At 68.3% G+C, this 17,071-nt stretch carries 20 protein-coding genes; 13 read left to right on the plus strand and 7 right to left on the minus strand.

Annotated elements, in window-relative coordinates; translation table 11 throughout:
- The first annotated feature begins 68 nt into the window (after nt 1-68).
- Together WC493_RS04375 and WC493_RS04380 are read left to right on the plus strand one after the other, a co-directional pair.
- Nucleotides 69-1,211, plus strand: a complete 1,143-nt coding sequence (locus tag WC493_RS04375; protein WP_373062905.1) for an MHYT domain-containing protein — start codon at nt 69-71, stop codon at nt 1,209-1,211.
- Between the two features lie 76 nt (nt 1,212-1,287).
- The gene (locus WC493_RS04380) at nt 1,288-2,286 is read left to right on the plus strand and encodes an NAD(P)/FAD-dependent oxidoreductase (RefSeq protein ID WP_373062907.1); all 999 of its coding nucleotides are present in this window, start codon (nt 1,288-1,290) and stop codon (nt 2,284-2,286) included.
- Nucleotides 2,287-2,305: 19 nt separating this feature from the next.
- Here the strand turns inward: WC493_RS04380 and WC493_RS04385 are convergent, their stop codons facing one another.
- Both WC493_RS04385 and WC493_RS04390 read right to left on the minus strand, forming a co-directional pair.
- Nucleotides 2,306-2,866, minus strand: a complete 561-nt coding sequence (locus WC493_RS04385) for an HNH endonuclease (RefSeq protein WP_373062909.1) — start codon at nt 2,864-2,866, stop codon at nt 2,306-2,308.
- A gap of 123 nt (nt 2,867-2,989) precedes the next feature.
- Complete coding sequence (locus WC493_RS04390) at nt 2,990-3,655, minus strand: alpha/beta hydrolase (protein ID WP_373062911.1); 666 nt, start codon at nt 3,653-3,655, stop codon at nt 2,990-2,992.
- Nucleotides 3,656-3,735: 80 nt separating this feature from the next.
- Here WC493_RS04390 and gluQRS point away from each other — a divergent pair, with 80 nt between their 5' ends.
- From gluQRS to WC493_RS04415, 5 genes are all read left to right on the plus strand, one after another.
- Complete coding sequence (gene gluQRS / locus WC493_RS04395) at nt 3,736-4,584, plus strand: tRNA glutamyl-Q(34) synthetase GluQRS (RefSeq protein ID WP_373062945.1); 849 nt, start codon at nt 3,736-3,738, stop codon at nt 4,582-4,584.
- Between the two features lie 63 nt (nt 4,585-4,647).
- Nucleotides 4,648-5,697, plus strand: a complete 1,050-nt coding sequence (locus WC493_RS04400) for an alcohol dehydrogenase (RefSeq protein WP_373062913.1) — start codon at nt 4,648-4,650, stop codon at nt 5,695-5,697.
- A 79-nt stretch (nt 5,698-5,776) separates the two neighbouring features.
- Nucleotides 5,777-6,040 carry a hypothetical protein gene (locus tag WC493_RS04405; RefSeq protein ID WP_373062915.1) on the plus strand — a complete coding sequence of 88 codons (264 nt, stop codon included), beginning with the start codon at nt 5,777-5,779 and terminating at the stop codon, nt 6,038-6,040.
- 81 nt (nt 6,041-6,121) lie between these two features.
- A complete protein-coding gene (locus WC493_RS04410; protein WP_373062917.1) occupies nt 6,122-6,439 on the plus strand; it encodes a DUF1778 domain-containing protein in 318 nt (105 codons plus the stop codon).
- Nucleotides 6,436-6,939, plus strand: a complete 504-nt coding sequence (locus WC493_RS04415; protein ID WP_373062919.1) for a GNAT family N-acetyltransferase — start codon at nt 6,436-6,438, stop codon at nt 6,937-6,939. The genes WC493_RS04410 and WC493_RS04415 overlap by 4 nt, the downstream gene beginning before the upstream one ends.
- Here WC493_RS04415 and WC493_RS04420 read toward each other — a convergent pair.
- Nucleotides 6,936-8,201 (minus strand): MFS transporter, encoded by a 1,266-nt coding sequence (locus tag WC493_RS04420; protein WP_373062921.1) that lies wholly within the window; start codon nt 8,199-8,201, stop codon nt 6,936-6,938. The genes WC493_RS04415 and WC493_RS04420 overlap by 4 nt on opposite strands.
- A gap of 72 nt (nt 8,202-8,273) precedes the next feature.
- Between WC493_RS04420 and WC493_RS04425 the strand changes: the two genes are divergently transcribed.
- Both WC493_RS04425 and WC493_RS04430 read left to right on the plus strand, forming a co-directional pair.
- Complete coding sequence (locus tag WC493_RS04425; RefSeq protein ID WP_373062923.1) at nt 8,274-8,903, plus strand: TetR/AcrR family transcriptional regulator; 630 nt, start codon at nt 8,274-8,276, stop codon at nt 8,901-8,903.
- A gap of 100 nt (nt 8,904-9,003) precedes the next feature.
- Entirely contained in the window at nt 9,004-9,405 is a 402-nt protein-coding gene (locus WC493_RS04430) for an HU family DNA-binding protein (protein WP_373062925.1), read from the plus strand.
- A 123-nt stretch (nt 9,406-9,528) separates the two neighbouring features.
- Here WC493_RS04430 and WC493_RS04435 read toward each other — a convergent pair whose 3' ends face one another.
- Nucleotides 9,529-10,305, minus strand: a complete 777-nt coding sequence (locus WC493_RS04435; RefSeq protein WP_373062927.1) for an esterase/lipase family protein — start codon at nt 10,303-10,305, stop codon at nt 9,529-9,531.
- 122 nt (nt 10,306-10,427) lie between these two features.
- Here WC493_RS04435 and WC493_RS04440 point away from each other — a divergent pair, with 122 nt between their 5' ends.
- The 4 genes from WC493_RS04440 (at nt 10,428) to WC493_RS04455 (ending at nt 13,630) form a co-directional block, all read left to right on the plus strand.
- A complete protein-coding gene (locus WC493_RS04440) occupies nt 10,428-11,006 on the plus strand; it encodes a glutathione peroxidase (RefSeq protein ID WP_373062929.1) in 579 nt (192 codons plus the stop codon).
- Between the two features lie 107 nt (nt 11,007-11,113).
- Nucleotides 11,114-11,911: an esterase/lipase family protein gene (locus WC493_RS04445; protein WP_373062931.1), complete on the plus strand. Its 798-nt coding sequence runs from the start codon at nt 11,114-11,116 to the stop codon at nt 11,909-11,911.
- Nucleotides 11,912-11,983: 72 nt separating this feature from the next.
- On the plus strand, nt 11,984-13,243 hold the full coding sequence (locus WC493_RS04450) for a DUF445 domain-containing protein (RefSeq protein ID WP_373062933.1): 1,260 nt from the start codon (nt 11,984-11,986) through the stop codon (nt 13,241-13,243).
- 117 nt (nt 13,244-13,360) lie between these two features.
- Entirely contained in the window at nt 13,361-13,630 is a 270-nt protein-coding gene (locus tag WC493_RS04455; RefSeq protein ID WP_373062935.1) for a type II toxin-antitoxin system Phd/YefM family antitoxin, read from the plus strand.
- Nucleotides 13,631-14,085: 455 nt separating this feature from the next.
- Here the strand turns inward: WC493_RS04455 and WC493_RS04460 are convergent, their stop codons facing one another.
- The 3 genes from WC493_RS04460 to WC493_RS04470 all read right to left on the minus strand — a co-directional run.
- Nucleotides 14,086-15,114 (minus strand): NAD-dependent epimerase, encoded by a 1,029-nt coding sequence (locus tag WC493_RS04460; protein ID WP_373062937.1) that lies wholly within the window; start codon nt 15,112-15,114, stop codon nt 14,086-14,088.
- Nucleotides 15,115-15,182: 68 nt separating this feature from the next.
- Complete coding sequence (locus tag WC493_RS04465) at nt 15,183-16,337, minus strand: DUF3089 domain-containing protein (RefSeq protein ID WP_373062939.1); 1,155 nt, start codon at nt 16,335-16,337, stop codon at nt 15,183-15,185.
- A 93-nt stretch (nt 16,338-16,430) separates the two neighbouring features.
- Nucleotides 16,431-17,071: hypothetical protein (locus WC493_RS04470; RefSeq protein WP_373062941.1), on the minus strand; the 641-nt coding region annotated here is incomplete at its 5' end.

Genomic DNA, 17,071 nt, shown 5'->3' on the forward strand with positions numbered 1-17,071 from the left:
GACCGCGCGCCCTTCTGTGCGATTCTAAAGAAAATCCAGGAACGGGAACGACCGCAGGGAGGAAAAGGGTGCTCGCCCACAGCCCTTGGCTCGTCGCCTTGTCGCTGATCATCGCCGCCCAGGGCAGTTACGTCAGCCTGCTGCTGGCGGACGAGGGGGACCGTGCGCGCGGCTTGCGCCGGCGCTTCATCGTCGCCGCCGCGGCCATGACGTTGGCGATCAGCATCTGGTCGATGCATTTCGTCGGCATGATGGCGGCGCGCTTTCCGGTCATGGTCGGCTTCCGGGTGCTGCCCACCCTGATCTCGCTGCTGATCTGCGTGCTCGTGGTCGGGGCCGGCGTGCTGATCGTCCATACCGCCCTGCCCAAGCTGCTGCGCATCACCTGTGGTGCGATCGCCATGGGCGGCGGCATCGCCACCATGCATTACGTCGGCATGTCGGCGATCTATCTCTGCGACATCTATCATTCGACCGGCTTCGTGATCGCGTCGACCTTGGTCGCGGTCGCCGCCTCGGGCCTGGCGCTGTTGCAGATGGAACGCTCGAAACGGCAGCCGGCTCGCCTCGCCTCGGCGGTCATCCTCGGCCTCGCCATCTCGGGAATGCATTATACCGCCATGGCCGGCCTGACCGCGGTGCCGATCGAACTCGCCCCGCCGACCGATCCGGTGATGCCGCACGACGTGATGGCGATCGTGGTCGCCATCGTCTCCTTCCTGATCTCGGGCGGCTTCATGCTCTCGCTGATGCCGGACCAGCGGATCGAGCGGCCGGTGCCGGTCCCGGCGCCGCTGCCCCAGGCCCTGGCCCAGGTGCTGCCAGCCGGACCGCTGCCGGTGCCCGAGACCCTGTCCGATCCCGCCGCCTTCGCCCGCCGGGTCGAGGTCCAGAAGGACGGGCGGAGCCATTGGCTGCCGGTTTCCGAGATCGCCTTCGTGCGGGCCAACGGCCATTACACCCTGGTCTCGGACGGCGAGCAGGAATTCTTCTGCCAGGCCGCGATCAGCGAGATCGAGGGCCAGCTCGACCCCGCCCGCTTCATGCGCGTGCACCGCAGCTACATCGTCTCGATCGGCCGGATCGAGGCGGTGCGTCGAACTGGCGACGGCGGCGTCGCCGAGATCGGCGCCCTGGTGCCGCAGAACATCCCGGTCGCTCGCGGCCGCCTTTCGGCCGTGCGCAAGCGTCTGATGGAGTCCCGAGCCTGAGGGGTGTAGGATCGATTATCAGAGTCCACGCATAACACCAAGAATGGGCGGGACGGCGATGAACGGGAAACCACTGGTGGCAGTCGTCGGCGGCGGCATCGCGGGGCAGAGTGCGGCTTCCGTGCTCTCCGCCGCAGGTGCCCTGGTCACGGTCTTCGACAAGGCGCAAGGGGCCGGCGGCCGCCTGGCGACCCGGCGCGAGGGTGCCTGTCAGTGGGATGTCGGCGCGCAATATTTCACCGTGCGGGATCCCGTCCTGAGGGCCCTGATGGTGGGCCTCGCCGCGGAAGGCGCCGTCGCCCCGTGGGAGGCACGGGTGGGTACCCTCGGCCCCGACGGCTTCGTTCCGGAAACGGGGCACGAAACCCGTTATGTCGGCACCCCGCGCATGGGGGCGCTGGTCGCGGCCCTGGGCAGCGGCGCCACCGTCTATGGTATCGACGTGCGCGAGGTCGCGCCGCGCGGCCCCGTGCTGACTTTGAAGGACCGCCACGGCGAACATTTCGGGCCTTACGATTCGGTCGTCGTCGCCACCCCGGCGGGCACCGCGGTGCCCTTGCTGGCGGTAGCGCCCGCCCTCGGCAATGCCGCGGCCATGGTCGAGACGGCGCCCTGCTGGGCTCTGATGCTCGCCTTCGCGGCGCCGCTCGATCCCGGTTTCGATGCCGCCACCGTCGATCCGACCGTGGCCGGCGGTGCGCTCGCCTGGATCGCCCGCGACGGCAGCAAGCCGGGACGGAGCGCCCAGGGCGGCGACCAATGGGTGGTCCATGCCGCCCCCGGCTGGAGCCGCACCCATGCCGAAGCGAGCCCGGCCGAGGTTGCTGCGGAATTGCTCGACGCCTTTCGCGCCGCGCTCGGTACCGGCCGCGGGCCGGTCGTGGCGATCAGCCATTTTTGGCCCGAAGCCCAGACCCTTCAGCCGGCGGGCGTGCCCCATCTGCTGGACGTCCGCCAGGCGATCGGGGCTTGCGGCGACTGGTGCCTGGGGGCGCGGATCGAGGCGGCCTTCCTCTCCGGCCGCAGCCTGGGCGAGGCGATGGCGGCCCGCCTGGGGCTGGCCCAAGCCGCGTGAAGGATGGCGGCGTGAGGCCTCAGTCCTCCAGTTCGGCGTCCCAATAGAGGAAGTCGTTCCAGGAATGATGCAGGTAGTTGGGCGGGAAGGAGCGCCCGTTCTCCTGCAACTGGCCGACCGTGGGCACCACTGGCCAACTGCGCAGCACGAGGCCCGAATCCTTCAGCGAACGGCCGCCCTTCTTCAGGTTGCAGGGGGAGCAGGCGGTGATGATGTTGTCCCAGGTGGTGCGACCGCCGCGGCTGCGTGGCACCATATGGTCGAAGGTCAGGTCTTCGGGGGCGCCGCAGTACTGGCAGGCGAAGCGGTCGCGCAGGAACACGTTGAAACGGGTGAAGGCGGGATATTTCGCCGGCTTCACATAGGTCTTCAGGCAGACGACCGAGGGCAGGCGGATCTCGAAGCTGGGGCTCCTGACCGTGCGCTCATATTCCGAGAGGATGTTGACCCGGCCGAGGAAGACCGCCTTGATCGCATCCTGCCAGGACCACAGGCTGAGCGGAAAATAGGAGAGCGGTCGGTAGTCAGCGTTCAGGACGAGCGCTGGACAGGCTTCAACTGGATGGGACACCGCGTTCATCGACCGCCTCGCCCTTGACCTAAAGCCACAAAGCCCCCGTAGGGCCCGGCAGAATTGTGTCAAGCCTTGCGGATCCGCGCCAGCAAAATACTACATGCTGTGTTACGCGGTCATGACGCCGCTTTAAGCTGCGGCATCCAGCAGCACGCGGCAGAGGAATTCACCGGCCAGCGCGAAACCCTCCGGCCCGATGCCATGGGGCAAGCCTTCCTCGATGTGCCATTGCACCGGGACCTGAAGGCCGTAGAGCGCGGTCACCGCCCGCTGCAGCGAGGCGGGCGCCACCACCGCGTCGGCACTGCCGTGGACGAGCAGGACCGGCGGCTTCGCCGTCACCTCGGCCTCCAGCACGGCGGGCGAGCCGGGCAGGGCGCCGGAAAAGCCGACGATGCCGGCGGGCGCCTGGCGCCGCCGCAGCCCGACATGGAGCGCCATCATGCAGCCCTGGCTGAAGCCGACCAGCGCGAGGTCCGAATCGGTCAGGCCGAGCTTCTGCAATTCGGCATCGATGAAGGCGTCGAGCGCCGGGGCGGCGTGGCGGGCTCCCGCCAGCCGTGCCTCGTCGCCGAAATCGGTGAGCGGGAACCACTGCCGGCCGAAGCCGGACATGGGACAGGGCTCCGGCGCGTCCGGGGCCACGAAACAGGCGGTGGGCAGCAGCCGGCGCCATTCGTGGCCGAGGCCGATCAGGTCCGCCCCGTCGGCGCCATAGCCATGGAGCAGCACGACGAGGTGGCGGGCCGGCCGGCCGTCTGCCGGTGCCAGGCGCGGTCCGTCGATCGATGTCATGCGGGGAACTCCTACGTGGCGTCGCGGCTGCCATAATCATCCTGGCGATTCGCGCCAGGGAAAAGTCCGTATTGGTCCAAATTGCCCCCATAACTACACGTTTTGCGCCAAGTCCAACCGGCGGGCTGCATCTCGGCCATGCCTTCGCGGCCTGGTTCGCCCATGACCGGGCGCGGGCGGCGGGCGGCCGCTTCCTGCTCCGCCTCGAGGACATCGACCGGACCCGCTGCCGCCCCGCCTTCGAAGCCGGCATCGTCGAGGACCTGACCTGGCTCGGCCTCGCCTGGGACGGCCCGATCCGCCGCCAGTCGGACCATTTCGACGATTACCGCGCCGCCCTCGAGCGGCTGGAGGGACTGGGCGTGCTCTACCCCTGCTTCTGCACGCGGGCGGAGATCGCGGCGGAGATCCAGGCGGCCGGCGGTGCGCCCCAGGGGCCGGCCGGGCCGCTCTACCCCGGCACCTGCCGGCGCCTGTCGCCAGCCGAGCGGGCAGTTCGCTTGGCCGAGGGGGGCGACCATGCCCTTCGCCTCGATATCGGGAAGGCGCTGGCGCTGGCGGGCGGCGGACTTACTTGGTTCGACGAGAAGGCCGGGCTCCAAGCGGCGCGCCCCGAACTGCTCGGCGATGTCGTGCTGGCCCGGAAGGAGACGCCGGCGAGCTATCACCTGGCGGTCACGGTCGACGACGCCCTGCAGGAGATCACCCTGGTCACGCGGGCGATCGACCTCTTCCCGGCGACCCATATCCACCGGCTGCTGCAAGCCCTGCTCGGCCTGCCGACGCCCTGCTACCACCACCACGGCCTGGTGATGGGTGAAGACGGCGTCCGCCTCGCCAAGCGCGACAAGGCGCTGACGCTGGCCGCCATGCGCGAGGCGGGCGAGACGCCGGCCGGTCTCCGCGCCAGCCTCGGTCTGGCGCCGTGAGCGATCCTTGCTGCGCTGCTGCGGCTCCCTTACCTTGCCCGCGAATGGCGGAGGATGCGTTCGATGAAAAGCCAGAAAATGGTCGACTACGGTGCCCCCCTGTGCGAGCTGGTGGAGCCCGATCCGGTGCCTCAGGGCGGCGAAGTGGTGGTACGGATCTCGCGTTGCGGCGTCTGCCATTCCGACCTTCACATCTATGAAGGCTATTTCGAGATGGGTGGCGGCAACCGCCTGGACGTGCGCGGCGGGCGCAAGCTGCCCTTCACCCTGGGCCATGAGATCGTCGGCACGGTGATCGCGGTCGGCCCGGCGGCGGAAGGTGTTTCGGTCGGCGAGCGCCGGGTGGTCTATCCCTGGATCGGTTGCGGCGCCTGCCCGACCTGCGCCCGCGGGCTCGAGCATCTGTGCCCCAAGGGAAGGCATCTCGGCGTCAATGTCGACGGCGGTTACGCCGATACCGTGGTGGTGCCCCACGCCCGCTACCTGCTCGATTACAGCGGCATTGCTGAGGACCGCGCCGGTCCGCTCGCCTGCTCGGGCCTGACCGCCTATTCGGCGCTGAAGAAGATCCCGCCCGCGGGGGCCGGCGATCCGATCCTGATCATCGGGGCGGGTGGCGTCGGCCTGATGGCGATCCAGGTCGCCCGGGCGCTCTATCCCGCCGCCCCTCTGCTGGTCGCCGAGATCGACCCCGCCAAGGCCGAGGCAGCCAAGGCGGCCGGCGCCAGCGAAGTGCTCGACCCGCGCGAGAAGGAGACCACGGCCCATCTCCAGAAGAAGATCGGCGGCGTCCATGCGGCGCTCGACTTCGTCGGGGCCGAGGCGACCGTGCAGCTCGCCACGCGGGGCCTGCGCCGGGGCGGCACGGCGGTGGTGGTCGGCCTGTTCGGCGGTGCGCTTTCGATGCCGATCCCGCTGCTGCCGTGGAACGGCATTGCGATCGTCGGTTCCTATGTCGGCAGCCTGGCCGAGCTGGGCGAACTGCTCGACCTCGTGCGTACTGGCAAGGTGGCGCCGATCCCGGTCACGCTCCGCCCCATGGCCGAAGCGACCGAAGCCCTGCACGATCTCAAGGCCGGCAAAGTGGTGGGCCGGGTGGTGCTCACCGCCTGAGGCCCCTTGCCGGGAGTCCTCCCTTGGCGGAGAGTGTCGGCGCGGCCGCTGCGGCGGCCGCGCCGACAAGAGGGGGAAAATGATGAATCACGTCATGAAGGCCGGCGCCTTCGCCTTCGGCCTGCTGGTGCTGGCGGCCTGCGGCGGCGGCGAGAGCTGCGACAGCATGAAGGCCGAAGCGGCCAAGCTGTCCGATCAGGCGACGAAGCTCGGCGCCGACCTCGCTGCGGCGACCGCGGCCGGCGATCAAGCCAAGGTCGCCGATCTCCAGAAGCAGATCCAGGAACTGGCCGGCAAGGCGACCGACATCGGCAAGAAGATGATGGACGCCAAGTGCAGCTGACCTGATCGCGGCGGGGGCGGTTCGCCGCCCCCTGCCTGCTGCATACGGCAATCTGCCGTATCATCGTGGCGGGAGATCGTCATGGCCAAACCCCGATCCGAGAGCAAATCCGAGACTGTCCGTGCGGCCGGCCCGACGGCCCGGCTGGAAGCGCGCGTTCGGCAACGCGTCTACGAGCGGCTACAGCAGGCGGCTCGGCTGCGCGGCATGACCCTGACCGCCTATATCATCGCGACCGCAGGGGAAGATGCCCGCCGCACGGTCGAGGAAGCGGAAATTCTGCGGCTCGCCGTCGAGGATCAGTACCGCTTCGCCGAGGCCCTGATCGCATCGCCGGCCCCGAATGACCGGCTGCGGCGCGCGGCGCGCCGCCACGCCGAATTGATCGAGCCGCGGTGAGTCGACGCTTCGCCGTCGAGCCGCTGGCGGATGGCCACGACCGCTGCGATTTCACCTGCGGCAACGACCGGATCGATCGCCATTTCGGGGAGATCGTCACCCAGGACGTTGCACGCCGCTATGCAACCTGTTTCGTCGCGAAGGAACTGGCGACCGGCCGCGTCGCCGGCTTCTACACGCTGCCTTCCAGTACGGTCGCCCTGACCGAGGTGCCCCCAGACTTGGCGAAGCGGCTGCCCCGCTATCCGGCCGTGCCGGCGGTGCTGATCGGTTGGCTCGGCCGGCACCGCGACTTCGCCGGCCTCGGGGAAGCTTTGCTGTTCGACGCGTTGCGCACTGTCGCCACGGCCCCGATCGGTGCCCTTGCCGTTTTCGTCGACGCGATCGACGAGCGGGCGGCTGCCTTCTATCGAGCCTTCGGCTTCACGCCCCTGACCGAGCGGCCGCACCGCCTCTACCTCCCGGTGAAAACGGCGCTCGCCCTGCTCGGGCCCGGTTAGGCCCGGGCTGCTACCGGGGCGCGGCGGCCGATCGCGAGCGAGATGACGGCGGCGGCGAGGCCGGTCGCGCCGGCGATGACGAAGGCTTCGAGATAATTGCCCTGGGCGCTGCGCAGCCAGCCGGCGCCGAAGGCCGCGGTGGCGGCGCCGATCTGGTGGCCGGCGGCGATCCAGCCGAACACCACGGGGGCGTCGCGGTCGCCGAAATGCTCGGTGGTCAGGCGCAGTGTCGGCGGTACGGTGGCGATCCAATCGAGGCCGTAAAAGACCGAGAACAGGCCCAGGCTGTAGATCGTGAAATCCGAGTGGATCAGATAGATCAGCGAGAGGCCGCGCACCCCGTAATAGACGAACAGGAGCTTGCGCGGGTCGAAACGGTCGCTCAGCCAGCCCGAACCCGTGGTACCGACCAGGTCGAACAGGCCCATGGCGGCGAGCAGGCCGGCGGCCTGCACTTCCGGAATGCCCTGGTCGCCGCAGAGCGCGATCAGATGGGTGCCGACCAGACCGTTGGTGGTCAGGCCGCAGATGAAGAAAGTGGCGAACAGGCACCAGAAGGCGGAAGTCCGCGCCGCCCGGCCGAGGGCGCCGAAGGCCTGGGTCAACATGCCGGCGGCGGGGGGCGGCGGGGGCGGCGCCTCGGCAGCGCCATAGGGCAATTGGCCGATGTCGGCCGGGCGCTCCGGCAGCAGCCACCAGACCAGCGGGATCAGGACCGCCGAAGCGGCCGAGACCGAGAGCACCACCGGGCGCCAGCCCCAGGCATCGGCGATCCAGGCCAGGACGGGCAGGAAGACCAGCGTGCCGGTCGCCGCACTGGCGGTCAGCAGGCCCATCATCAGGCCGCGGTTCGAAACGAACCAGCGGTTCACCACGGTCGCCCCCAACACGATGGCGACGCAGCCTGAGCCGAGGCCGGAGAGCACGCCCCAGGTGGCGACGAGCTGCCAGCTCGCCGTCATGAAGGAACTCGCCGCTGTCGCCGCCGCCATCAGGGCGAGGGCGTAGATCAGCGTGCGGCGGATGCCGACGCTGGCCATCAGCGCGGCCGCGAAAGGCCCGACCATGCCGTAGAGAAAGATGCCGACGGCGGCCGAGACCGAAATCTCGTCCCGGCTCCAGCCGAAGGCGGCTTCGAGCGGGCGGATCAATACGCCCGGCGCGGAACGCTGCCCGGCCGCCGCGAGCAGGGCCAGGAAGATCACCGCGACGACGACAAAGGCATAGTTCTGGCCAAAGGGCCGGGCGCGTCCTATGTTCATGTGACTGACCGGTACGTTGTGGTCTTCCTGTATAGGTACCGATCGGTAACATCGTCAACCGGCGTCTCACGCATGACCGCTACTCCTCAATTGGGCAGCCCGTCCGCCAAGCCCGCCCCCCGGGCCCCCCTCAGGGCTGTCGACCGTATCCGGGCAGCCGCCCGCGATCTCTTCTACCGGCGTGGCATCCGCGCCGTCGGCGTCGAGGAGATCGTGGCCACGGCCGGCGTCACCAAGCCCAGCCTGTACCGCGCCTTCATCTCGAAGGACGAGTTGGCGGCCGCCTATCTGCGCGACTACGAGAGTGAATTCTGGGCCCGTTTCGATGCCGCCGTGGCCGCCCATCCGGGCGATGCCAGAGCGCAGATCCTGGATTTCCTGCGCGGCATCGCGGTGCGGGCGACCCAGGCCGCCTATCGCGGCTGCGGCCTCACCAATGCGATCGTCGAATATCCCGATCCGGACCATCCGGCCTTTCGGGTCTCGCTCGCCAACAAGCAGGAACTGCGCCGCCGCCTGCGCGCCATGGCGGCTGCCATGGGGGTGGCCGAGCCCGACGTGGTGGGCGATGGCCTGCACCTCTTGATCGAGGGCGCCTATGTCTCGGGCCAGCTGTTCGGGCCGGGCGGACCGGCGGGTTCGATCGCCGCGGCGGCCGAACGGATGATCGCCGGCGCCCAAAATTCCGTCGTGCAATTGTAACCTGGGCTCTTTGGCCCGGCGCAAAGCCATGTAGAATGGCGGCGCGCGGGCTTTGCGTGGAGGCAAGGCTTCCGAATCGCGCGGGGAGAAGGGGGAAGACGTGGCGACGTTCAAGGAATTGATTGCCGACTATGCGGCCCATATCGGGATCGAACTGAAGACGGCCGAAAAGGCCCTGCGCGGCGCGATCGAATTCATCGCCACCCGCACATCCAAGGGCGACAAGCTGCGCTTGCCCGGCCTCGGCACCTTCGAGGTGAAGAAGCGGGCCGCGCGCAAGGGCCGCAATCCGCAGACCGGCGAAGCGATCAAGATCAAGGCGAGCAGCCGTCTGACCTTCAAGCCGGCGGCCACGCTGGCGGTCGCGGCCCCGCCGAAAAAGGCGAAGGCGGCCCCCAAGGCGGCCTCGAAGGCCGCGGCCAAGGCCGAAAAGGCAGCGCCCGCGCCCAAGGCGGAAAAGCCCGCGACCAAGAAGCCGGCCGCCAAGAAGGCTGCGAAGTAATCTTCGTCGACGCGCGCTGTCCCGGCTCTTCGGCGGGGACAGCGCGGGTAGCCGGCCACTCGGCGCTATGGGTTACTCGGCGCTGCAGGTTACTCGGCGCTGCAGGTTACTCGGCGCTGCAGGTTACTCGGCGCTGCCCAGGCGGGCCGCCGGTGCCTTGCCTTCGAGCGATTTGTAGGGCCGCCACAGGCCCTCGGCCTGGGCCAGGCGGTCGGCGATGACCATGAGGGCCAGCGGGTTGTGGGCCATGCCGAGATGGCTCGAGAAGATCTCGACACTCTCGTGCATCGGGCCTTCGGCCTCGAGGCAGGCCTTCCAGGCGACCAGCCCGTCGCTCCGGCTGAAGATCGCGGTGGTCGGCACCGGCGGCGCCTTGGCGATCCGCTCGCGCAGCGTGCCGACGGCGAGGCGGAGCGCCTCGATGAGGCCGAGGGGCGCATCCTCGTTCAACACGTCGTCCGACAGCGGTCGGGTCGGCGTGCCCAGGGTGATCACGGCGCGCACCGAATCGGGCTTGGCCTTGGCCGCCTCGCGGGCATAGATGCCGCCGACGCTGATGCCGACCAGGCTCACCTTGGTGCCGTGCAGGTCGGCCAGATGGCTGATCCGCGCCTGCAGGCTCGACATGACGTCCGGTCGGGGACCCAGGTTGAAGCCCTGGTCCCAGCCGTAGACGGCATAGCCGCGCTCGCCCAGGAAGCGGCGGAGCGGCCAGGTGGCGCCGTCGCCGGTGAGGAATTCGGGCACCACCAGCACGGGATGGCCGTCGCCCCTGGCCGCGGTTCCGAGCAGCGCCCAACTGGCGGCGAGCCCGGCGAGTTCGAGCGTGGCACGGGCTTCGGCGGCCAGCATGAAGGTGCGGCGCAGGAAGCTGAAGGCGTTCGTGAAGCGATCGACCATGGCGTGTCCGTCAAGACGCATTGGCGATTATACTAACGCCAATGTCAATCCGATGCCTTCTCGCTTTCGTAGACTTGGGGCATTGATGGATCAGGCGAACAGAAGCCGAGGAGAGGGCGCCCATGCTGGACAAGATCGCCAAAGTTTTGCGCGACAACCCCCTGAGCGGCCTCGCCGCCGCGGTGGCCGACGCCGCCACCGGCAAGACGCCCGAGGGCTCCGCCCATCAGTTCAGTTTCGAGGGCCTGCGCGGGGGCGAGCTGCCGCTCTCCCAATTCGCCGGCCGGCCGCTCCTGGTCGTGAACACCGCGTCCAAATGCGGCTTCACGCCCCAATACAAGGGGCTCGAGGAATTGTTCGAGAAATACGGCGGCAAGGGCCTCGCCATCGTCGGCGTGCCGTCGAACGATTTCGCCAATCAGGAGCCGGGCTCGGCCGACGACATCGCGGAATTCTGCGAAATCAATTACGGCGTGACCTTCCCGCTCGCCGCCAAGGTGCCGGTGACCGGGGCCGAGGCCCATCCCTTCTTCAAGTGGATCGCGGAGCAGCGCCCCTATGCGAGGCCGCGCTGGAACTTCCACAAATATCTGTTCGACGGCCAGGGCAAGCTGGTCGAAGCCGCCGGCTCTTTCGTCAAGCCGACCTCGGCCAGCCTGGTGAAGCCGATCGAGAAAATGCTCGCCGCCTCGTCCAAATAGACAATGGCGGAGAGGGCTCGGCTGCCGGATCGTCGGTTGACCGAGCCTTAAGGAATGGACGCGCAGAGTCGACGGCAGATCGACGCGAACCGTCCGGGGAGAGAAGAATGCGTGCCGTCGTCAAGGAGCCCGATCCGCCGTCGCTCCTGCTCGCCGTGTCGGAAGTCCGGGCACTCGGCGAGTTGCTCCAGGCGATCAATGCCCTGCCCCTGCTGCGCCTGGCGCCCCGGGGGGACGGGCATCCGGTGCTGGTGCTGCCCGGTTTCCTGGCCAGCGATCTTTCGACCGTGCTGCTGCGCCGTTTCCTGAAGCACCGTGGCTATGACGTCCATGCCTGGGAACTGGGCCGCAACCTCGGCCCCAACGAGTTCCTGGAAGAGGGCCTGCGCGACCGCCTGGTCGAGATCGTGCGCCGGAGCGGCCGCAAGGTCTCGATCGTGGGCTGGAGTCTCGGCGGCGTCTATGCCCGCGAGATCGCCCGCGAGGCACCCCAGCTCGTCCGCCAGATCATCACCCTGGGCAGCCCGATCGCGGCCGGTCCCAAATCGACCAACGCCTGGCAGATCTTCGAGCGCCTGTCGGGCAAATCGGTCGACGAAGTGGCGGAAACCTATTCGAGCCATCTGTTCGAACCGGTCGAAGGCGTGCCCACGACGGCGATCTTCTCGAAATCGGACGGCATCGTGGCGTGGCGCGGCTGCCTTGAAGAGCTCGGCCCGCAGCGCCAGAACATCCGCGTGCGCGGCAGCCATTGCGGCCTCGGCCACAATGTCGCCGCTCTCTTCGCCATTGCCGACCGGCTGGCCCAGCGCGAGGGCGAATGGCGGCCGTTCCAGCCCAAGGGGGCGCTCTCGCTCCTCTATCCGCACGACAGAAGGGTCTACGACCGGTTGTCGGCGGCTTGACATCGGGGCGGGTTCGGCGAGTCTGGCAACGCGCATTTTGTAAGCCGACAAAACAAGGCCCGTCGTCCCCCCATGACCCACGCACTGCCGGCCCCCCTGACCGACGAACAGAAGCTCGCCGCGCTTCGCCGCATGAAGCTGGTCGCCGGCTCGATGATCCTGGCCATGGCGTGCATCTTCGTGCTGAGCCGCCTGCTCGCCACCCAGTTGCCCTGGATCGCCATCCCCGGCGCCTTCGCCGAGGCGGCCCTGGTCGGCGGCCTGGCCGACTGGTTCGCGGTCACCGCCCTGTTCCGCCACCCGCTCGGGATTCCGATTCCCCATACCGCGATCGTGCCGCGCAACCAGGCGCGCATCGGCGTCACCCTCGGCCGTTTCGTCGCCAGCAATTTCCTCAAGCCCGAGGAAGTGGTGACCAAGCTCCGCCAGATCGACCTGCCCAAGGTGATCGCGGACTGGCTGGACCAGCCGGAGAACCGCGCGCGTGCAGCCGAACGCATGGCCAATGCGGTGCCCGGCATCCTGAACGCGCTCGACGACGAGGACGTCGGCCGCTTCATGCAGACCAATCTCTCGGCCCGGGTGAAGGATATCGGCGTCGCCCCCATCCTCGGCCAGATCGTCCAGCTCCTGACCAATGAGGGCCATCATCAGCGCCTCCTGGACGAGCTCCTGGAACGCGCCCACCGCCTGGTGCATGACAACAAGGAACTGATCGAGAAGCGGGTCGACGAGCAATTGCCGCGCTGGCTGCCCAAGGCGGTCGACCGCGCCGTCTATATCCGCGTGCTGGCCGCCCTCGACAATACGCTGAACGAGATCCGCTCGCCCGACGGGCCGTGGCGCCAACAGTTCGACGAGGCGACCCGGGACTTCGTGCACGAACTCCGCACCAGCCCGGAAATGCGCGCGAAGGGCGAGGAGATGCTGCATCGCCTGCTCGGCAACGAGACGCTGAAGCAATATTTCCGCGACATCGCCCGCTCCATGAAGGAGCGGATCGTGGCCGACGCCACGTCCGAGGATTCGGCCCTGCGCCGCCAGATCGATGCCGCCATGCGCGTCTATGGCGAGACGCTGACCCGCGATCCGGAGATCCGCGCCACGCTGCAGAGCTGGATCGAACACGCCGTGCTGAACAGCGTGGTCGCCCGGCGCGAGCAGATCGGCGAATGGATCGGCTCGATCGTGCAGAAATGGGACAGCCGCACCATCGTCGACAAGCTGGAGACCCAGGTCGGCCGCGACCTCCAGTTCATCCGCGTGAACGGCACCGTGGTCGGCGGCCTGATCGGCCTCTGCCTCTATCTGTTCGAGCGCGTGGTCGGCTGACCTCTGCCTGCGTCGTTGCGAGCGGAACGGAGATCCGGCGGTTGCACAGTGACGCGCCCCGGGGCTTGAAAATTTCCGGAAAATCCGTAAATTCCGGAATAAAGAGCGAGGGCGCCCATGCGCGAAGTTCCATCCAGCGAGTTCGCCAAGAATTTTGGCCGCTACCGTGAGATCGCCCAGCGCGAGCCGATCGCCGTCACCAGCCACGGGCGGGCGACGGGCTATTTCGTCTCGGCTGCCGAGTTCGAGGAACTGCAGCGCTACAAAAGCCTCGCCCGCCATTCCTTCGCCACGGCCGACTTGCCGCGCGAAAAGGCGGAGGCGATCGCAGCCGGGCGCATGTCCCCGGAACACGACCATCTGAACGCATTGCTGGAAGGCGAGTGATCGACCTGCCATGCCGCTTCCTGCTCCGCAGCTCGGCTTGGTCATTTCCTATTCCTACTTCTGGCACCACGAGCAGCAGGCGGGGCTGGAAGAGGGCCGCGAAGTCCGGCCCTGTGTGAACGTGCTGGCGATCGAACACCCCGATCAGCGGACGACCCTGGTGACAGTCCTGCCGGTCACCCATGTTCCGCCGTCCGATCCATCACTGGCGATCGAGCTGCCACCGCGCGTCAAGGCTCACCTCGGCCTCGACGATCATCGCTCGTGGGTGCTTCTGCACGAGGGCAACGAGTTCGTGTGGCCGGGCTACGACCTGCGGCCCGTCCACCCGGGGGAAGACCGTTATGATTACGGCCTGCTGCCGCCGAAGCTGTTCCAACAGATCGTGACCGGATTCCTCGCCGTATGGTCGGCGGGGCTCGATCCCGACCGGGATGCCCGCAGTGCCGTCGCGGTCAGACGCCGTAATAGTCGCGGTACCATTCGACGAAACGGGCGACACCTTCCGGCACCTGGGTCTTCGGCTTGTAGCCGGTCAGGCGTTGGAGGAGGCCGGCGTCGGCGAAAGTGGCGGGCACGTCGCCCGCCTGCATCGGCAGCATGTTCAAGGTCGCCTTGCCGCCCGTCGCGGTCTCGATCGCGCGGATGAAATCCATCAGCTGCACGGCGTTGGAATTGCCGATGTTGACGACCCGCCAGGGTGCCACCGGGGACAGGCTGTCGCCCTCCGGCACCGCCTCGCCCTCGGCCGGGCGCACCGGGGGGGTGTCGATCAGCAGGCGGATGCCCTCGACCAGATCCTCGACATAGGTGAAGTCGCGCTTCATGTCGCCGTGGTTGTAGACGTCGATCGGCTTGCCCGCCAGGATGTTGGCGGTGAATTTGAACAGCGCCATGTCCGGCCGGCCCCAGGGGCCGTAGACCGTGAAGAAGCGGAACATGGTGGTCGGCAGGCCGAACAGATGGGCATAGGAATGCGCCATCGCCTCGTTCGATTTCTTGGTCGCCGCATAGAAGGACATCTGGCTGTCCGCCTTCTGCGTTTCGGCATAGGGCATCTCGGTATTGGCGCCATAGACCGAGGAGGTGGAGGCGAGCAGCATATGCTGCGGCGGCACCGCCCGTGCCGCCTCCAGAAGCTCGAAAGTGCCGAGCAGATTGGCCTCGACATAGGCGCGCGGGTTGTCGATCGAATAGCGCACCCCGGCCTGGGCGGCCAAGTGCACGATCACGTCCGGACGCTCTTCCTCCATCAGGCCGCGCAGCAGCCCCGGCTCCTCGACCTTGGCGTGGACGAAACGGAACTGCTCCGCCTGGGACAGCATGGCCTGGCGGCGCTGCTTCAGGGTGACGTCGTAATAGTCGTTCAGGCTGTCCACGCCGATGACGCGGAAACCGTCGCGCAGCAGCCGGCGGGTCAGGTGATAGCCGATGAAGCCGGCGGCGCCGGTCACCAGGGCCGTGCGAGGTCTGGTCGTGCTCATGTCGATCCGATGCGAAACAGGGGCCGGATCATGGCGGAAAGCCGGCGGGCTTTCCAGCGCGTGCGTCGTCACGGCGCGGGGGCGGGGGATGTGCTCGGCTGCGGTCGGGCCAGGAAGGCGTTCACCCGGCCGATCGCATCGAGCCTGATGTCCTGCCAGAACAGGGCGTAGTCGTAGATGTGGAAATCGCGCCCGGGCAGCAGGACGGCACGGAAGACGAAGGGCTCCGGCTCGGAGATGCGCAGGATGCCGTCCTGGCACTGGCTGTCGACCAGGGCCGGCGTGATCGGCTCCGCCCCGCCGGAGACGATCGAATGCACGGTGCCGCCGCGATTGGCCTGGCGCGGGATCAAGACCTGGTCCATGCGGAAGGAGACCGGATCGACGCACAGGATGGGCCTGCCGGCGATCGGTGCCAGCCCGCTCTCCGCCCTGGCGTCCCAGACCGGGGCCCGGTAGCGGTAGAAGCCGGGGTCGCCGTCGCGCGCCATGCTGGACCAGGTCAGGACACAGCCCGTCTGTCCCGGTTCGCGGCAGGGTACCAGGGGCTTGAGCGGCCCGTTGAAGAGATCGAGGGCGAGCGGATAGCCGATCGCATAGGCGGCGACCAGGCGGCTGCGCAACGCGGGATCGGGTGCCACCACCGTCGCCAGCAGGCGCTGGAGATGCAGCGAGCCCTGGCTGTGGGAAGCCAGGATGAAGGGCCGCCCCTGGTTCCAATGGGCCAGGTAATAGCGGAAGGCGCGCTCGACGTCGCCGTAGGCCACGATCAGAGCCTTGGCCCCGTTGGCGCCGGAATCGGCCGAGAAGGTGGCGAGCGTCGCCTGCCGGTAATGGGGCGCATAGACGCGGCAGCAGCCGTTGAAGGCGGAAACCTGGGTCAGCCGGCCGGCCAGTTCGGCGGCATCGGGGTCGCCCCAGGGGGCGTTCCAGCCGGCCGCGTCCACATAGGTCGTCGGGTGGATATAGAAGACATCGGCCGGGGCGCGGCCCTGGTTGTCGCCGGGCACGGCGTGGGCCGGCACCTCGTCGGCCGAATCGGTCCTGGTCGGCAGGGCGAGCCAGGTCGCGGTATCGGCATAGTCGGGCGGCGGCGGCACCTTGGCGGTGTCGAAATCGCCGGGCGGCATGACCATGAAGGCCAGCAGGTCGTAGCGGTAGTGATAGGCGGCAAAGCCGAGTGCCGCGACGACGGCGAGGGCGATCAGGAGAAAGCGGCGCATGGTCTCTTGCCCGGAGGCCGGGCCCGGGGCACCGGCGGATGGAAAAAGGGGGCGCCCCGGCTGGAGCGCCCCCTCAACATTGGCGTGCGAGCTTCAGTTCGCCTTGACGGTGACCCCGAGAGCCGCCGCCAGCGACTCCGGATTGTCCATCTTGCCGCCCAGTTCGACGAAGCTGATCGGCTTCGAAGGGGCGGCCGTGACGGTCAGCGCCTTCGGCTTGTCGAGGAAGGCGAGGACACCTTCGAGGATCGCCTTGGTGACCGGGCCGGGAGCGGCCTCGACCTGCATCTTCAGCATTTCCTTGCCCTGGGCGAGCAGGGCGTCCGGCGTCGTGTTCTGCTCCTTGGCGGCCATCTTGAGCACGCGCTGGATCAGCGAATCGTCCGAATACGACAGAGTCGCCTTCACCACGGTCGAGGCCAGCAGGGCTGCCGGCGGCTCGAACGAGGCCGAGGCAGCCTGGAGCGCCTTCAGGTCGAAATTGCCGAAATTCAGGGTGAGCTTCAGGGTGCCGCCGTCGAGCAGCTTCACCGTGAAGTCGCTGAGGTCGATCGCCTTGGTCTTCGGGTCGTAGGTGTAATCCGAGCTGATCTCCAGCTTGATCGCGTCATAGCCGAGTTCGGTCAGCGGCTTGCGGTCTTCCTCGTTGGGGATCACGGTCGCCGGGAAGGTGAAGCCGGTCAGCTTGGCGGTGCCGCGGGTGGCGATGCCGTCCACGTAATCGCTGGAACTCG

This window comes from Zavarzinia sp., assembly GCF_041650655.1.
Lineage (GTDB): Bacteria > Pseudomonadota > Alphaproteobacteria > Zavarziniales > Zavarziniaceae > Zavarzinia.

Excerpts from the sequence above, each read along its gene's own strand:
- WC493_RS04465 (WP_373062939.1), bottom strand. The coding sequence starts at position 16,337 with ATGCGCCGCTTTCTCCTGATCGCCCTCGCCGTCGTCGCGGCACTCGGC.
- WC493_RS04450 (WP_373062933.1), top strand. The coding sequence starts at position 11,984 with ATGACCCACGCACTGCCGGCCCCCCTGACCGACGAACAGAAGCTCGCC.
- WC493_RS04405 (WP_373062915.1), top strand. The coding sequence starts at position 5,777 with ATGATGAATCACGTCATGAAGGCCGGCGCCTTCGCCTTCGGCCTGCTG.
- WC493_RS04435 (WP_373062927.1), bottom strand. The coding sequence starts at position 10,305 with ATGGTCGATCGCTTCACGAACGCCTTCAGCTTCCTGCGCCGCACCTTC.
- WC493_RS04410 (WP_373062917.1), top strand. The coding sequence starts at position 6,122 with ATGGCCAAACCCCGATCCGAGAGCAAATCCGAGACTGTCCGTGCGGCC.
- WC493_RS04440 (WP_373062929.1), top strand. The coding sequence starts at position 10,428 with ATGCTGGACAAGATCGCCAAAGTTTTGCGCGACAACCCCCTGAGCGGC.
- WC493_RS04445 (WP_373062931.1), top strand. The coding sequence starts at position 11,114 with ATGCGTGCCGTCGTCAAGGAGCCCGATCCGCCGTCGCTCCTGCTCGCC.
- WC493_RS04385 (WP_373062909.1), bottom strand. The coding sequence starts at position 2,866 with ATGAACGCGGTGTCCCATCCAGTTGAAGCCTGTCCAGCGCTCGTCCTG.
- WC493_RS04425 (WP_373062923.1), top strand. The coding sequence starts at position 8,274 with ATGACCGCTACTCCTCAATTGGGCAGCCCGTCCGCCAAGCCCGCCCCC.
- WC493_RS04400 (WP_373062913.1), top strand. The coding sequence starts at position 4,648 with ATGAAAAGCCAGAAAATGGTCGACTACGGTGCCCCCCTGTGCGAGCTG.
- WC493_RS04420 (WP_373062921.1), bottom strand. The coding sequence starts at position 8,201 with ATGAACATAGGACGCGCCCGGCCCTTTGGCCAGAACTATGCCTTTGTC.
- WC493_RS04390 (WP_373062911.1), bottom strand. The coding sequence starts at position 3,655 with ATGACATCGATCGACGGACCGCGCCTGGCACCGGCAGACGGCCGGCCG.
- WC493_RS04455 (WP_373062935.1), top strand. The coding sequence starts at position 13,361 with ATGCGCGAAGTTCCATCCAGCGAGTTCGCCAAGAATTTTGGCCGCTAC.
- WC493_RS04460 (WP_373062937.1), bottom strand. The coding sequence starts at position 15,114 with ATGAGCACGACCAGACCTCGCACGGCCCTGGTGACCGGCGCCGCCGGC.